Below are 15,432 nucleotides of genomic sequence, written 5' to 3' on the forward strand. Positions count from 1 at the left end.
CAACCGCCTTAGATATGAGTGTATACGAATTGTTCAATGATGAAAAAGAAGCCAAGCTGCACATTGCGCAGCTTTTCTCCCGTCGTCACCAGTATGGGCCACAGGAAATCTCCCCAATGGGATATAAAATCGAGTATAAACACGGTGGTAAACACCGGGCCGGACAAAGGAACAACCACCGTGGCGAAGGTTCGAAACGGGGAGGAGCCGTCGATGGCGGCCGCCTCCAGAAGCTCATTCGGAATGTCCATAAAAAACTGCCGGAACATGAAGATGCTGAAGCAATTGGCCACGAAAGGAACGATCAGCGCCCACCAGGTGTTGACCCAATGCAGCGAATTGACCACCACGTAAAGCGGCATCAAGATGCTCTCGAACGGGACGATCATCAGCGCGATGATGGCCGTAAGAATCAGCGTCCTGCCCTTAAAATTCAGCTTGGCCAGCGCATAGCCGCAAATCGAGTTTACGCCGAGGCCGCAAAGTCCGATGACCGTCACATAAAACAGGCTGTTGAACAAATATTTCATCATAGGAATTCGCTGAAACGCTTTGATGTAGTTATCCAACGTGAAATCGACCGGCAGGATCGCCTTGATGGAGCTCAAATCGGCAAAAATCCGGTTTTCCGGCTTGAACGAAGAAACGATCATCCACAGCAGCGGGACAATAAACAACAAGGAAATCACGATGTTAAGGCTGTACAGTACAGCGATGCTGCGTTTGGCAGGCATGGGTCCCTCCCTCCTCCGTTCTACTTATCTTTGAGAAACTTCCGCATCAGCAGCGAAATCAGCAGGACGATCAGGAAAAAAATAACCGACGCCGCGGAAGCGTAGCCGGCGTTGCGGAATTGAAAGCCCTGCTGGTAAATGAACAGAGCGAGCGTTCGCGTCGAGTTCTCCGGCCCGCCGTTCGTCATGATAAACGGCTGGGTGAACAGCTTGACGGCCTGAATCGTCGTGATCATCAGCACGAATACGATAACGTTGTACAAGCTCGGAAGCGTAATGTAGCGCAGCTGCTGAAGTTTGCCCGCGCCGTCGATCGCCGATGCTTCGTACATGTCTCTGGAAATGCCCTGCAGCCCCGCCAGAAAGATCATCATCTGATAACCGGCCGCCTGCCAAACCGACATGAAAATAATCGAATTCATCGCCTGGCTTTTATCGCGGAGAAAAGGCTGCTTCGGAATACCGAGCGCATCCAGCAAGGAATTGATCAGCCCTTCATTCGGATTGTACAAATAAATCCACAAAATGGCGATTACCGTCATCGAGGTAACGACCGGGCTGAAGTAAGCGATCCGGAACATATTTCGGAACGGCAGCGCATTGTTTACAAGCAGCGCCAAGATGAGCGCGACGCCGCACTGGACCGGAACGACGATGACGGTGAAGTACAACGTGTTGAAGAGCGATTTATAAAACAGCTTATCCTGAAAAATATCCAGGTAGTTCCGCAGGCCGATAAACGAAATATCCTCCGGGCGCAGCAGATTGAACTTCGTAAAGCCGAGCGCGATCGCAAGCAGGAAAGGCACCAGCAAAAACACGATCAAGAGCACCACGGCCGGAAAAACAAAGGCGTAGCCGGTTAAAGATTCCTTCCGTTTGCCGCTTCTCAGGCTGGCCGCCGGCTTGCTGCCGTGCTCCGCCCGGGCAGGATGGGATACGATCTCCATGCGCTTCTCAACCCTTTCAGCCGGTGCGGCATTACTTCGCATAATTCTTTTTGTATTCCGAATCGTAAGCGTCTGCGACATTGTCCAGCGACTTCTTCACGTCGCCGCCCATCATGATGTCCGTCAGCGCTTCGGCGAATTTTTGCGTCAGCAAGGGGTACGCGGGAGTTACCGGCCGGGCGTGCGAAACGGTGGTGACCTGCTCTTTAATGATTTTTAAAGGCAATTCGTTGTATTCCGGCATTTTCTCGTACGCGCTCTTGCGGCTTGCCGGCATGCTGACCGCTTTGGCGATTCCGACGGACGATTCCGTGTTCGTCATCCATTTGACGAATTCCGCCGCCTCCTTCGGGTATTTGCTGTCGGCGCTTATCCCGATCGCCCAGCTGCCCGAAGGCGCCGTAAGCGTGCCGCCCGCTTTTTTCGGAAAATACGTGATGCCCCACTCCAGGTTTGGATAATCCTTAAAGCCCGGGATGTTCCACGGTCCTCCCAGCTTGGTTGCCGCCTTGCCCTCCTCGAATTCCGTCGGCTTCGGATCGATGTTGAAAAGCTTCTCTTTGGAAAGCTTTTGCAGAAATTGTGCCGCTTCGATCCCTTTAGGTCCGTTTACGTAACCCGAAGCCGTCTTGCCGTCCTTGCTGACGATATCGGTGCCGCCCGAAATCCACATCTGTTCAAACGCATACGTCATCCATTCGCCTTTATCGTTGATCATATTCGTTCCGAATACGCCGTCCTTGGCCGTCTTCTTCATCACATCGTACCACTCGTCCCAAGTCCAGGCTTTATCCATGCTGGTCGGCGGCTCAATGCCGTGCTCTTTCATCATCTTCTTGTTGTAGAACAGCACGACCGAAGACTCCTGCATGCCTACCGCATAAAATTTGCCCTCGTAGGTGCCCTGCTGAATAATCGACGGAACAAAATCGTTCATATCGTCTTTCGTAAAATAAGAGTCGAGCGGAACCAAAATTTTCGAGGATGCATAATTCGCCACATTCGGGCCGTCCAGGGCAATGACATCCGGGAGCGTATGGGAAGCGACCGCCGCATTCACCTTGTCCTCATAAGCGAAGGAGTTGCCCCTTGTGACCGCTTCCATCTTGACGTTGATTTTTCCTTCGTATGCCTTGTTGAAGGCTTCCACTCTGTTTTTGTAAAAGTCGTCCTCCGGCCCGCTCGCCTGCGGCCGCCAATAAGTGAGCTGCACCGCGCCTTTGGCCGATGCATCCGCATTGCCTCCCGCATCCGTTTTGCCGGCTTCGCCGCTGCACCCGGCCACTAAGGATACGCCAATTGCGACGGGAATAATCATTTTTAATTTTTTCAAAGCGATGACCCTCCTAGAAACAGGTAGTTTTTTGTTTACGCTTTCATCATAATATTCCCGCGCTTTCGTTCCCACTGTAAAAATCAACTATTGGTGGACTTCGTTACGTTTTTATCCGTATACGGCAGCACGATCGTAACCTTCGTTCCCGCTCCTGGGGCAGACTCGAGGTTTACGCCGTACTCAGCGCCGTACAAAAGTTTGATCCGTTTGTCCACATTTTCAATGCCGATCGAATGATGTCCCCGGCCGCTGCTGTTTGTATCGCGGTCTTTAAGCAGGTTGTGCAAAACTTCCGGCTCTATCCCCTTGCCGTTATCGGCAACCGTGAAAATCAGCCTGTCGTTTGAACGTTTGCCGGATATCTCGATCACCCCGGCCGCTTCCCGCTCTTCCAAACCGTGAATCAGTGCGTTTTCCACAAACGGCTGCAGAAGAAATTTGGGCACATCAGCCTCGAGCAGCATCGGATCGATATCGTAACGAACCTGAAATTTTTCCTGAAACCGGAGTTTCATGATGGACACATAATTCTGCAAATAGCGGTAATCCTCGCGAAATGGCACAAGCCCGGGCCCCTTGGCGGTATAGGAAAGCATCTCCGAAAGCTCCACCAGGAAATGGCTGATGACGGGCTGTTCATTTTCGATCGCCAAATAATTAAGCGTATTTAATGTATTGTACAGAAAATGCGGGTTGAACTGAAAATTGAGCGCTTTAAGTTCCGCCTCCATCTCCTTGATCCGCACTTGATAGTTTTCGTCGATAAGCAGCTGTATTTTATCGTTCATCTGGTTAAATTTATGGATCAGCGTCACAAGCTCCCCCGAGCCGGCCGCTTCGATTTTCGAGTTGAAATGGCCTTCCCCCATCCGCTTGATGCCGATCATCAGCTTCTTGACAGGCCGTACAATGCGCCCGGATGTAATGGAGGCGAAGAAAACGGACAGCAGCATCGCCACACCCGTGGAATAGATCGTAAACGTGACCATGTTCGGAACGGTGGAGAGCAGGTTGTCGTACGGAATAAATACGGCGGACAACCAGCCCGTTGTGGCAATTTTGTCAAAACATACGACCATCTTTTTCCCGTTGATCCGCACGATTTCCGTACCGCTGCCCGCTTCTGACGCTCTGCGGGTCCACTCCCGGTCGGGCGATGATTTCGGCTCTCCGCCTACATTGCCCGAGTGGGACACCACTTCGTTGCCGGGAGTGAGCACGTAGTAATAAGAGCCTTTGATCGCCAAACTTTCCGCGAACGCCTTCTTGAGCATATCCTCCTGAAAATTGACGATCAGCACCGGCTTATCGGCATTTTCGTTTAAACATTGCAGCAAATGATTTTTGGAGGTGCACAAATTGATCAGTCTCGTTGCGGTAAACACGTATTGGTCTTTCGATTCGGCATGCCGGGAAATCGCATAATATTTTCTCAGCAGGTTGTAAGTAGGAATCCAGGTCGTACGTTCGGTAGACTGAAGACCTGCATGATAAATGTCGGAATCCGACATATTGGTTTTCGGGATCCAGAAATTCGGGTTGTCCCCGTATATATATTTGGCGGTAACCAAATTGACCGAATATAAATCTTCGGACATCGGGAAATATTTTTGCAAAATACGGGAGATGCTGCGATCGTCTTCGTAAGCGTACCCGTGGCTTTGGCTAGCCTTTTCGTTGAAAAAACGGTACAGCTCATCGTCCAGATGCATGTTGACGGCAATTTTCTCTACACTGCTGAACTTGTCGTCCAGCGACTGGTTCCCCTTCTTCACGATGCTTAAGATCGTTTGGCTGGCGTTTTCCAGCACAACCTCGGAGCTTTTGTAATAATAACCGATCCCGAGAATGCCTATGGACACGGTTATCAGCACAATGTAAGACACCAGCAGCCGGGATCGCAGCGAAAGGCTGCTCATTCTCTTGAACATAGTCCGGACACTCCTTGAACGCGAAAAGGTAAACCTATTATAACGGCATTCCGGAATGCTGGCTACCTGTTGCGCCGCAAGCTTGGGCCGGGTTCCTTTCATCATCCCCCCGTCTTCCGATTGACGGCTTCCTTCAGATATTGTCCGGTAATGGAGCCGCTGCAATCGACGATGTCCCGGGGAACGCCTTCGAACATCAGCCTTCCTCCCCCAGCGCCGGCGCCGGGGCCCAGATCGACGATCCAGTCCGCTTGGCAAACCAACTCCATATTGTGCTCGATCACAATCACCGTATTTCCTCTGTCGGCGAGCCGGTTCAAGATGCCGATCAGCCGGTCGACATCCGACATATGAAGTCCTGTGGTCGGCTCATCCAGCACGTACACATTGCCGCTGCCTTCCAGTTCGGACGCAAGCTTGACCCGCTGCAGTTCGCCGCCCGACAGGCTGGATGATTCGCGGTTCAGGCTTAAATACCCGAGCCCGATCTCTATCAGATGGGTAAGCTGCTTGACGATCGCATCCGTAACCATCCGTGCCTGCGGTTCGCGGATCGACCGGATAAATCCGGTCGATCACCTCTTTGTAACGCTCGGCGTCTCGGGAGGAGTCCTTATGCAGGAAAGTTCGCTTGATTCGGGGGACGACGCCTTCGTAGAACGAGGTCGGCGGCCAACCCTCGGTCGGATTCGGCGGCTTGAACCCCGCTTTGTACAGCAGCGTGTCCATTTCCTCTTCGGTAAACAGCTTCAGTTTTTTGTCGTTATCGAACAGGCCGGTGCAGACGTACCGTTTCCACCGTACCTCGCCTGGTCTGAACGTGGGAAACAGGATCGCCCCCTCGTTAAGCGATTTTTCCTTGTCGATCAGACGGTCGACAAGGATCGTCTTCGTTTTGCCCAAGCCTTCACAATCCGGGCACATGCCTTGCGGATTGTTGAAGGAAAATACGTCGGAATAGCCGACGAACGGGGTCCCGAACCGGGAATACAGCAGACGCAGCAAAGCATAGATGTCCGTGGCCGTCCCGACGGTCGATCTGGCGTTACCGCCGAACCGCTTCTGATTGATCACGATAGACGCCGGCAAATTTGCAATGGCATCCGCCTCGGGTTTTCCCTAATGGGGCAGCCTGTTTCGGACGAAGCTGGAATACGTTTCGTTCAGCTGCCGCTGCGATTCGGCCGCAATCGTATCGAACACGAGCGCCGATTTCCCGGAGACGGATACGCCGGCAAATACCGTAATCCGCTTTTTCGGAATGGCGATATGAATGGCTTTCAGATTTTTTTCCCTGGCACCGCTGACTTGAATGGAATCGTATTTTTGCATGGTGCTTTTCCCTCCCCGTATCGTTTATAATGAAAATAAACTAAAACCATGACAAAACCTGTCATGGTTTGAAATACAGGAGGATTCGGATGTCGAAGGCAAAGCTTTTGTTCGATCTGATCGCATACGTCAATATGAAGCGCAGCTTTACTGCGCAGGAGGTTGCCGATGAGTTCCGAATATCCGTCCGGACCGCCCACCGGTATTTGGCGGACCTGAGCGAGATGGGCGTTCCGCTTTACACGGAAACGGGCCGAAGCGGAGGTTACCGGCTGCTGCGCAGCAGAATGCTGCCATCGATCATGTTCGACGAAGACGAGGCATTCGCCGTTTTTTTCGCCTTTCAAGCGCTGAAGTATTATCCGTCGCTGCCGTTTGATATCAACGTGAACTCCGTCTCCGGAAAGCTTTATGCCCATCTTCCCGGCGATGCGAAGAGAAAAGTGGACCGTTTGGAGACGGTCATCTCCTTCTGGAATCAAAAAAGAACCGTCCCGTCTCCCTTTTTGAAGGAAATTATCGAGGCGGCCGCAGAACGGCAAGTATTGAAAATCGAGTACGTGTCGAAAACGAAAAATACGGAGAGAGCGGTTGCGCCGATCGGGGTATATGCTCACGACGGCTTCTGGTACATGCCCGCCATCGACCTGGAAAGCGGCGAAATTCGCCTGTTTCGGACGGACCGGATCTCGGCCTTGGAAAACACGGGGCAAAAGCTCGAGCCGCCCATCGACCTGCCCACATGGTTGGACCGGCTTTCCCGCCAACCCCCGCAACTGCCGGTACGTCTTTATGTGGAGTTAACCAGAGAAGGCATGAGGCAGTGCCGCAGCCAGCCGTGGCTGGAGCCGCATATCGTGGCAACCGGTCCGGAACGCGGCTGTATCGATACCGTGATCGACAAAAGCGAGACGGAATTCGCGGCCATGTATTTTTTCCAGCTTGGCTCCGATGCCAAAGTGTTGGAACCGCGGGAAATCGTCGACCGGATCGGCGAGCGGGCGCAAGATCTCCTCCGTCATTACGGATTAGATTCGAACGACTGACTGCCGTCATCAAGCTTTGAGGGTACGATTTCGCGGATGCTCGGAAAGAACGGATCCCACCAAACTTTTCACAGCCGCGTGATTCGACGATAAAAGCTGCGATTTATCGTCCATCCGTTCAACGATTTCGCCTTTTTCCATAAAAGCCAGTGAATCGGAAATGGAGTAAGCCGCTTTAATGTCATGAGTAATAAAAAGATAAGAAAGGCCGAAGCTCGACTTTAATTCCTTTAACAAGCTCAATATATGCGCCTGCGTCACCATATCCAAACTGCTGACCGCCTCATCCAAAACAATCAGCTTCGGTTTAAGCGCAATCGCTCTGGCAATATTGATCCTTTGCAGCTGTCCGCCGCTGAATTGATGGGGATATTTCCTCGAATGATCCGGATTTAGCCCGACTCTTTCGAGCAGTTCCCCAATCGTTCGTTTCAGCTCCTGCGTGGATAAGATCTCATAGTTTTGCAGCGGCTCCGCGATAATTTGTTCCACCGTCATGCGAGGGTTTACAGAGGAATAGCAATCTTGAAATACGACTTGAAGATCGCGGCGAAGCCGTTTGCGGGCGGTTGTGTCCGCATGGTAGAGATCGATTCCTTGAAACAGGACCTGTCCTTTCTGCGGCTTTTCCAATCCGAGGATCACTTTGCCCAGCGTGCTTTTGCCCGCTCCGCTCGTGCCGAGCAGCCCCAGACATTGTCCATGTTCAATCGAGAGGGAAACGCCGGAAAGCACCGCCGTTTGCCGCTGCATCCGCCGGAACAAACGGGAAGACGCATAAGCATGAGTAATATCAATCACCTGCAGCAAGCTCACTTCGTCACCCCCTCCTTTTTTGCCTGCATCAGAATAAGCAGAAGAGCTGCCGCCCCGATGACCATACAGCCGGAAAACATGACCTCGTAAGAATACGAGTTTGCAACCAGACTTAACCCCAGAGTGCCTACCGATGTTCCGAAGTCGGCGGCGGCGATGAACAGCCCTATCCCTCTGCCTCTGAACCGTTCCGGCACGATAAACGAAACATGCGTCAGCAGAGTCGGATACAGCATCGACAAAGCAATCCCGTTGCAAACCGCTGCAAGCAGTAATAAGGGCAGGGATTCAGCTATCCGAACCAAACCTGCGGCAGTCGTCATAAGAAAAATAAGGACGGCGACGATAAGAACCGGAAAACGGCCGCCTGTCGGAATCATTTTTCGGCCGAAGAAGCGCAGTACGATAAGTACCGCCGTTTCAGTCAAAAAATACGTTCCGGCAAAAGGCAATCCGCGCTTCTCCAGATAAAGCGGAAGAAAGGCCGCTATCGTACCGATCATGGCCGAAGCCATAAGCATAATGACCGATGGAAGCAGCAGGTTCCGCTCTTTCCATCCTCTGTAAGGCTCGCTGCTGTATGGATTTGCCGCTTGTAACTGCCCATGCTCTTGAAGATCCGGTAACCGGAGGGTCATGCCGACGAAAAGTGTCGTCAAACTTAGCGGGATCAAGGCCAAAAAGATATAGGACATAGGCACTTTATCCGCAAAATAAAGTACCAGAAAAGGACCGTACGTATAGGGCAGCATCGATGATAGAGAGAAAAGCGACAGTCCTTGCCCACGCGTTTTATCCGGTAATACCCGGATGATCATGAGATGCGAGACCATGGAAAAAAAGGAAAGAATGACTCCCTGCAGCATGCGGAGCAGAGCGAACACCCAAAGCTCATGGATGAGATACATGGAGATGACGACCGCATTCATCACAAGCGCTGCGGCAAATATTCGTTTCGTGCCAAGCTTGTCGACCATTTTACCGGCTGCAGGCCTTAAGAACATGGAAGTAAACATATATGCGCCCATAATCAGACCGATCTGGGCAGGGCTCGCTCCAAGTTCGTGCGATTCCAGAGGAAGCAAAATCAAAAGGACATGGCTCGTGGTGTAAAATAATATCGATACAAGGTAAATCCGGATCGCCTTCGACCCAAACGGACGCTCCTGCGGAACAATAACCTGCGGCTGCACGGCATTCATGACAATACAAGCTCCTGGGCCGGCTGATGAATCGGCAGCGTCAGTCTGTCATCGAGCAGCATTTTCGTATACGCATGCTGCGGGTGATCGAACAGCTCGAAGACGTCCGCTTTCTCTACGATCCGTCCCTGCTGCATAACGGCCACCTCGTCCGCCATTTCCGATATGACCCCCAAATCGTGGGATATCAAGAGAATCGCCGTGCCGTAATCCGAGCGAATGCGCTCAAGCTGGCGAAGCACCTGCAGTTGGTTGGCCGCATCAAGGGCTGTCGTCGGCTCATCGGCGATGAGCACCGACGGCTGCAGGCACATCGCATTGGCGATCATCACCCGCTGCAGCATTCCTCCGCTCAGCTCAAACGGGTATCGCCTCATCAATGCGGCCGGATCCGGCAAATTTACATCATGCAAAGCGTCAGCCGCCAATTCGGCCGCCTGCTTTTTGCCGAATCCGGTATGCGTGCGGATCGTTTCCACAAACTGATCGCCTATTGTAAACACAGGAGAGAAGGCATTCATTGGATTTTGCATAATAAGAGCGATCTCTTTCCCGCGTATGCGCCTCATCTCTTCGGCATGAAGCCCGTTCAACTCACGGCCGTTTAACTGGATACTGCCTTCCACAACGGTTGATTTCCGATCAAGCAGCTGCAAAATGGACAAGCTGGTGACCGATTTGCCGCTTCCGCTTTCTCCGACAAAACCGAGCACACGGCCAGGCTTCAAAGCGAACTCAACACCCTTGACAAGGGAAAGATGTCCATGCGCCGTTTTAACCTTTACGTGAAGGCAGCTTACCTGCAATACATGGCCTTGTTTATCACTCAATGCTCTCATTCCTTTTCCAAAAGTCGCTTGACGCCAAACCGCTCCGACAAAGCTTCACCCAGCAAATTGAACGAAACGACGACGAGAAGAATCATGATTCCCGGGTATAACATTAATTCCGGATTGCTGCGTATGAACGATTTTCCTTCGTGAATCATCGCCCCCCATTCCGGCGCAGGCGGCTGAATGCCAAGTCCAAGAAAGGAGAGCGCGGAAATATCCATAATCGCCCAGCCCATTTCCAGAGTTCCCATAACGACGATTGGGGGGAGCACATTGGGAATGATGTGCCGCCTAATAATTTTCCACTGCGAGGATCCGCTTATTTGGGCGGCGATGACGAAATTTTGCTCCTTTAAGCTGAGAACCATGCCCCGGAACATCCGGGCGTAATATACCCACTGTACGAGCATCATCGCCAAAACGACCTGCGGCAGTCCCGGTCCGAAGATCCCGACCAATCCCAGAATGAGCACAAGATTCGGAAACGCCATCACCCCTTCGCAGAGCCGCATCAGAACATAATCGACCGGCCCGCCTTTATAGCCGGCAATGGCTCCGACGAACAGGCCGATCCCCAAAGAGGAGATGAAGATCAGTGACGCGAAACCTAATGAAATCCGGGCGCCATGCAAAAGACGGGATAAAATGCAGCGTCCCAAATGATCGGTGCCCAGCGGATAGTCCAATGAAGGCGGCTGCAGCTTTAACGTCAAATTGACCTGAATCGGATCATGCGGAGAAATCCAGGGAGCCAGGATGGTAAGAATAAAGAGAACAAGCAAAAAAACTATGCATGCCTGAGCGGTCTTCCGGCTTCTGAGGCCGGTTCGTATACTGGCGATCATAATCCGGTTCTTCCTTTGCGTGAAATTCGCGGGTCCATTGCCATCTGGAGAAGATCCACGATCAGGTTGCACACGATAAACAGACAAGCTGCAAGAAGCACATAACATTGAATGACCGGGATATCCCTGTTTAAAATCGAGTCGACAAAATAACGGCCAAAGCCTGGCCAAGAAAAGACAACCTCGACAATAATCGTGCCGGAAAGCAGCTTTCCCAGGTTCATGCCCAGGCCGGTAATCATCGGCGATATCGCGATTTTCAGCACATGTTTTCCCATGATGACCTTCTCTTTGATGCCTCTGGCTCTGGCGTACAGCACATACGGCTCCTGCATCTGCTCCAGCACGCTGGTACGCAGCAGACGGCTGTAGATTGCAATCAGCCCGAGTGCCAGCGTAAACGAAGGCAGCACCAGATGCGCCCATGTCCCTCTTCCCTGAACCGGCAACAAATCCAGCTTGACGGACAAGAAATAAACCAATAAGTACCCGAGCCAAAACTGCGGGATGGAAGCGCCGATGAAAGCAAGCAGCCGGGTAACATGGTCGATGATGCCGTTTTTATAAACCGCCGATAAAAAGCCGATCGGCACGCTGATCAGCACAGCCAATATAATGCTGCTGAAGGCAAGCTGGAGCGTTGCCGGCATCCGCTGCGCAACCTCCCGCCAAACCGGCTCCTTCGTAATATAAGACGTGCCGAAATCAAGTCGGCTTATTTTTATAAGCGAATTCACATATTGAACAAACAGCGGGCGGTCCAGACCGAATTCGTGCCTGACCTCGGCAAGCAGCTCTTCCGTCGGATGAATGAGGGCAGCCGTAAGATATACTTCCGCCGGATCGACAGGCGAAAGGTGAATCATTGCAAAAGAAAGAAAGGCGGCAAAAAGAAAAATGGGAATGATGGCAAGGATCCGTTTCCCGATATAGCTTAGCAACTCATAACCTCCCTGCCGTTTACTTATTCGCCTTATCGATTCCGAGGAACGGGTTGTCATCCCGATTGGCCGGGAATACGAAGCCCTTTACATCTTTTTGATAAACAGCCGTTTTCTTAAGGTACGAGATCGGCAAAAATGTTGCCTGTTCCTGCAGCGTCTTTAAAATGGAACTGTACAGCTGCTGGCGCTTGCTCTCGTCGGTCGTGAGGAAGGCTTCGTTTATTTGCTGATCCAGTTCTTTTTTCATGGGCAGGTTCGCGAGCGACTCCGAGATCCCGTGGCTATTCGTCGCTGCGATATTGATGAAAGAGTGCGGATCGTACGGTGCCCCGTAGTTGCTCCAGAAATACAAATCAAAATCCGCCGCCCGCAAACGTTTCACCTGTTCGGTAATTTCCAGGCTTTTGATGTTCAGCTTGACGCCGATAGCTCCCCATTCGGCTTGCAGCGTTTCCGCCATCGGTTTTTGAACCTGATCGGATTTTTCGTACAGCAGCTCCAGCTCCAGCGGCTTTCCGTCTTTCTCGCGAACGGTCTTGCCGGCAGGAAGCTTCCAACCCGCTTCTTCCAAGTAAGCTTTTGCTTTGTCTACATTGTATTCAAGCGGCTTTACGTCAATATTCGTGTACGGCAAGTTTTTGGATAAGATGTTATCCGCTTTCTCCTCCAGGCCTGACGTAATCCCGTCCACCATCGCTTGCTTGTTAAAGCCGTGATGCAAGGCGAGACGCACCCGCAAATCCGAAAGTATATCTTTGGAGGTATTCATTAATACTTCTCTGGTTGCAATGGGTTCGGAAAGACTTGTGTCGTATTTGCCGGATGCTTTCAGCTGCTTAAACGCATCCATGCTGATAACGCCTTCTCCGTAGATCAGATCAAGCTCTTTTTTCTCAAAAGCAAGGACGCGCGTTTCGCCGTCCGGAATAACTTTGATGACCAATTTATTGATTTTCGGCTTATCTCCCCAGTAGTTCGGGTTAGGAATAAATTCCGCATATTCGTCTTTCTTATATTCCGACAGCATCCACGGTCCGGTGCCGACCGGCTTCTTCACGCCCTTGGAGGTATCTCCGTCATCCGGAAACCCGGCTTCGCCGAGAAACCGCACCGGACGGACGACCGACAGCTCCTGAACGGTCGGGTAATAGGGCTGCTTCAGCGTCATTTTGAACGTATGCTCATCTACAGCCTCTGTCTTATCGAGCACATTAAGAAAACCGAGCCAGGAATGATTTTTAATATTTTTCATGATTGCATCGAAGTTCTTTTTCACAACTGCGGCATTAAAGTCCGTTCCATCGGAAAACTTGACATTTTTGCGGAGCTTGAAAGTGTATTCTTTCCCGTCTTTCGATATATCCCACGATTCCGCCAGATGAGGCTCAAGCTTGCCTCCCTCTTTATAGCTGACGAGCGGTTCGTATATCATCGATTGTGCGATTAATTGCGAAGGGTTGTAAACATGAGGGTTCATCGTACCTATATCTCTTGGCCACGATACCGTGATCGTTTTATCCGTTTGCACCGATCCCGCTGCGGTGCCTTGTGCGGCATTATCTTTGGAGCAGCCTGCAAGTGCGGTTGCTATGATAAGCGCCATAATAAGCAGCGACTTGCCCTTTGAAACAAACATTTGAATGTTTTCCCCTCTCGGTCTATATTGATGATAATGATTATCACTATAGATTGAATGTTACAGGATATATTTCCATGTGTCAAGATAGTCGCCACAGGAAGGGAATTTGCAAAAATGAGGACTGCGCGTCCGTTATCCGCAGGTTCTATTCGAATCTACTTGCAGGGGCATTATTATTGGGCATGCTGCAAACGGCGGGGCCGCTCTTGTACTTGTCGGGCATTTGCAACGGTGTTGCCGTCGCCTTGATTTATCCGACGCTGCTCACCTATCTCACCTTCGTTTTGCCGGAAAAGTCCCGTCATCTATTGCTGGGGTTTGCCGCTCTCGTGATCGTCATCTGGTACAAAAGCAGGAAAAGCGAAACCGTATAAGCAACATATAAAAAGCCCTCCTGGCTATCCGGAGGGTTTATCTTTAATAATAAAACGGTTCGCTAATTCCGCAGCGGACATTAGTATCAAGATCGGCTCAGCAAAATTACGATCGAAATAATCGCTAACGGCAGCAGAAGAGATGCCGCCAAAACAAACCAACTTCCCGGCCTGGCGAAATTAAGCGTCCAACCGACGCCGTATCTCTTTGCTACGAACAATGCCGGGTCGTCGACGTTGTAATAAAACACTCCGCCGCGCCAATGTCGATCGTCCTGCATGTTGAAACCGGCGGGTTCATCAAGACCTTTCTTGTTCATGTAAACAATAAAACCAAGGATGCCTCCCAGTAAAATCAGGGGCAATAGGACCGAAAAGACTTCCGCGCCCGACCATTGATACAGCATCGACGCCTGAACATAGCCGAAAAAAGCAACGATAACAAACGACAAAATGTATGAAAAGATCGACGACGCCCGCCTGGACTTCAGCTGCTGTTCGAGCGAAACTTCCGGCCGGTTCGGGTCCAGCTGCTGTCTGCTTTTACGTATGACAGTATTTATGAACGCAAACAATCCGACCAGAAACAGCTGTATGATATTGAGGCTAAAAACGATGCCGAACGATTTCGCTGAGTAACGGTCCGGCTTGCCGTCGAAGCCATAATGCGTGATGAGCGGATCGGGAATGCGATCCCACAGCAATACGGCGGCTCCGGCACATGCGGCGACAAAAAGCAATTGAAGCACGTACCAGCGATTTCGAAGCACGGCCTGCTTCTGACGGAACCTCAAATCGGCCACTCTGCGCACGTCCGACGGGACCTTCCATTTTCGGTCCGCCTTCAGCCGGAGCGCTGAGCGGCGGCTTATGATGAAAGCCGCAAGCGCTCCGAGATGCTGAACGATAAGCCCGGCCGCCAGTACGGGAATGGGCCGGCCATCCGTTACGGCGTATACGGATGCAGCCACCGCTATGCCCAGTGCTGCCAGTAGAGCAAAAATAACGGCAAATTTTCGCCGGATTGCTCGAACCTCCGGATAATTGCGGTCGCTTTCAGGCACGTAAACACCAAACAGCAGCGCGCGGGGCCCGAGAAGCGGCAGCAACAACAGCGGCACGACCGCGATCAATTCGATCATACACATTATGAGCAAACTCCACCAGTTTGTCATTTTCAATCCCCTCCCTCAATAAATTAATGTTTTCTCCGTTTTTCTGACTTTTTCGCGTGTTTTCTTCTTTGACATCCAAAGCTCCCTTGGATAGGATTTGACGAGGAGTGAATATTTGGAATCGACCTGTTGGCGGGAATAGAGGTGGGGACCACCCCGCTTTTTGAAAGCCGTATGGTCGCATATGGATCTCCACATGAACCCTTGTGGTTTACCCTCCCTCAATAAATTAATGTTTTCTCCGTTTTTCTGACTTTTTCGCGTGTTTTCTTCTT

Annotated in this window: 17 protein-coding genes; 2 read left to right on the forward strand and 15 right to left on the reverse strand. The window is 51.4% G+C overall.

What is annotated here, in order from left to right:
- Positions 1-8: 8 nt before the first annotated feature.
- From ACFFK0_RS22885 to ACFFK0_RS22915, 7 genes are all read right to left on the reverse strand, one after another.
- Positions 9-734: a carbohydrate ABC transporter permease gene (locus tag ACFFK0_RS22885; protein WP_377472683.1), complete on the reverse strand. Its 726-nt coding sequence runs from the start codon at positions 732-734 to the stop codon at positions 9-11.
- Positions 735-754: 20 nt separating this feature from the next.
- A complete protein-coding gene (locus tag ACFFK0_RS22890; RefSeq protein WP_377472684.1) occupies positions 755-1,684 on the reverse strand; it encodes a carbohydrate ABC transporter permease in 930 nt (309 codons plus the stop codon).
- Positions 1,685-1,715: 31 nt separating this feature from the next.
- A complete protein-coding gene (locus ACFFK0_RS22895; RefSeq protein WP_248924985.1) occupies positions 1,716-3,017 on the reverse strand; it encodes an ABC transporter substrate-binding protein in 1,302 nt (433 codons plus the stop codon).
- 83 nt (positions 3,018-3,100) lie between these two features.
- Positions 3,101-4,951 carry a cache domain-containing sensor histidine kinase gene (locus ACFFK0_RS22900; RefSeq protein ID WP_377472685.1) on the reverse strand — a complete coding sequence of 617 codons (1,851 nt, stop codon included), beginning with the start codon at positions 4,949-4,951 and terminating at the stop codon, positions 3,101-3,103.
- 101 nt (positions 4,952-5,052) lie between these two features.
- A complete protein-coding gene (locus ACFFK0_RS22905) occupies positions 5,053-5,439 on the reverse strand; it encodes a hypothetical protein (protein ID WP_377472697.1) in 387 nt (128 codons plus the stop codon).
- The gene (locus ACFFK0_RS22910) at positions 5,321-6,040 is read right to left on the reverse strand and encodes a hypothetical protein (protein ID WP_377472699.1); all 720 of its coding nucleotides are present in this window, start codon (positions 6,038-6,040) and stop codon (positions 5,321-5,323) included. Before ACFFK0_RS22910 ends, ACFFK0_RS22905 begins: the two co-directional genes overlap by 119 nt.
- Positions 6,041-6,070: 30 nt before the next feature.
- Positions 6,071-6,283, reverse strand: coding sequence for a P-loop NTPase family protein (locus ACFFK0_RS22915; RefSeq protein WP_377472686.1), 213 nt, complete (start codon positions 6,281-6,283; stop codon positions 6,071-6,073).
- A gap of 89 nt (positions 6,284-6,372) precedes the next feature.
- Between ACFFK0_RS22915 and ACFFK0_RS22920 the strand changes: the two genes are divergently transcribed.
- Positions 6,373-7,329: a helix-turn-helix transcriptional regulator gene (locus tag ACFFK0_RS22920; protein WP_377472687.1), complete on the forward strand. Its 957-nt coding sequence runs from the start codon at positions 6,373-6,375 to the stop codon at positions 7,327-7,329.
- Between the two features lie 9 nt (positions 7,330-7,338).
- On the opposite strand, the gene nikE is transcribed toward ACFFK0_RS22920, so the two are convergent.
- The 6 genes from nikE to nikA are packed head-to-tail and all read right to left on the reverse strand — an operon-like array spanning position 7,339 to position 13,605.
- Positions 7,339-8,145 carry a nickel import ATP-binding protein NikE gene (gene nikE, locus ACFFK0_RS22925; RefSeq protein WP_377472688.1) on the reverse strand — a complete coding sequence of 269 codons (807 nt, stop codon included), beginning with the start codon at positions 8,143-8,145 and terminating at the stop codon, positions 7,339-7,341.
- The gene (gene cntE, locus ACFFK0_RS22930; RefSeq protein WP_377472689.1) at positions 8,142-9,347 is read right to left on the reverse strand and encodes a staphylopine family metallophore export MFS transporter CntE; all 1,206 of its coding nucleotides are present in this window, start codon (positions 9,345-9,347) and stop codon (positions 8,142-8,144) included. The genes nikE and cntE overlap by 4 nt, the downstream gene beginning before the upstream one ends.
- On the reverse strand, positions 9,344-10,177 hold the full coding sequence (locus ACFFK0_RS22935; protein ID WP_377472690.1) for an ABC transporter ATP-binding protein: 834 nt from the start codon (positions 10,175-10,177) through the stop codon (positions 9,344-9,346). The genes cntE and ACFFK0_RS22935 overlap by 4 nt, the downstream gene beginning before the upstream one ends.
- Before the next feature lie 5 nt (positions 10,178-10,182).
- Positions 10,183-11,025 (reverse strand): nickel ABC transporter permease subunit NikC, encoded by an 843-nt coding sequence (nikC, locus tag ACFFK0_RS22940; protein ID WP_377472691.1) that lies wholly within the window; start codon positions 11,023-11,025, stop codon positions 10,183-10,185.
- On the reverse strand, positions 11,022-11,966 hold the full coding sequence (gene nikB, locus ACFFK0_RS22945; RefSeq protein ID WP_377472692.1) for a nickel ABC transporter permease subunit NikB: 945 nt from the start codon (positions 11,964-11,966) through the stop codon (positions 11,022-11,024). The genes nikC and nikB overlap by 4 nt, the downstream gene beginning before the upstream one ends.
- 19 nt (positions 11,967-11,985) lie before the next feature.
- The gene (nikA, locus tag ACFFK0_RS22950; RefSeq protein ID WP_377472693.1) at positions 11,986-13,605 is read right to left on the reverse strand and encodes a nickel ABC transporter substrate-binding protein; all 1,620 of its coding nucleotides are present in this window, start codon (positions 13,603-13,605) and stop codon (positions 11,986-11,988) included.
- Between the two features lie 179 nt (positions 13,606-13,784).
- On the opposite strand from nikA, the gene ACFFK0_RS22955 reads away from it, so the two are divergent.
- Complete coding sequence (locus ACFFK0_RS22955; RefSeq protein ID WP_377472694.1) at positions 13,785-13,982, forward strand: hypothetical protein; 198 nt, start codon at positions 13,785-13,787, stop codon at positions 13,980-13,982.
- Between the two features lie 86 nt (positions 13,983-14,068).
- Here ACFFK0_RS22955 and ACFFK0_RS22960 read toward each other — a convergent pair whose 3' ends face one another.
- On the reverse strand, positions 14,069-15,157 hold the full coding sequence (locus ACFFK0_RS22960) for a DUF1648 domain-containing protein (protein ID WP_377472695.1): 1,089 nt from the start codon (positions 15,155-15,157) through the stop codon (positions 14,069-14,071).
- Between the two features lie 15 nt (positions 15,158-15,172).
- Positions 15,173-15,432, reverse strand: a 260-nt coding sequence (locus tag ACFFK0_RS22965) for a hypothetical protein (protein ID WP_377472696.1), incomplete at its 5' end; no start/stop codon positions are given.

It is taken from the genome of Paenibacillus chartarius (assembly GCF_042432825.1).
Taxonomy (GTDB): Bacteria; Bacillota; Bacilli; order Paenibacillales; family NBRC-103111; genus Gordoniibacillus; species Gordoniibacillus chartarius.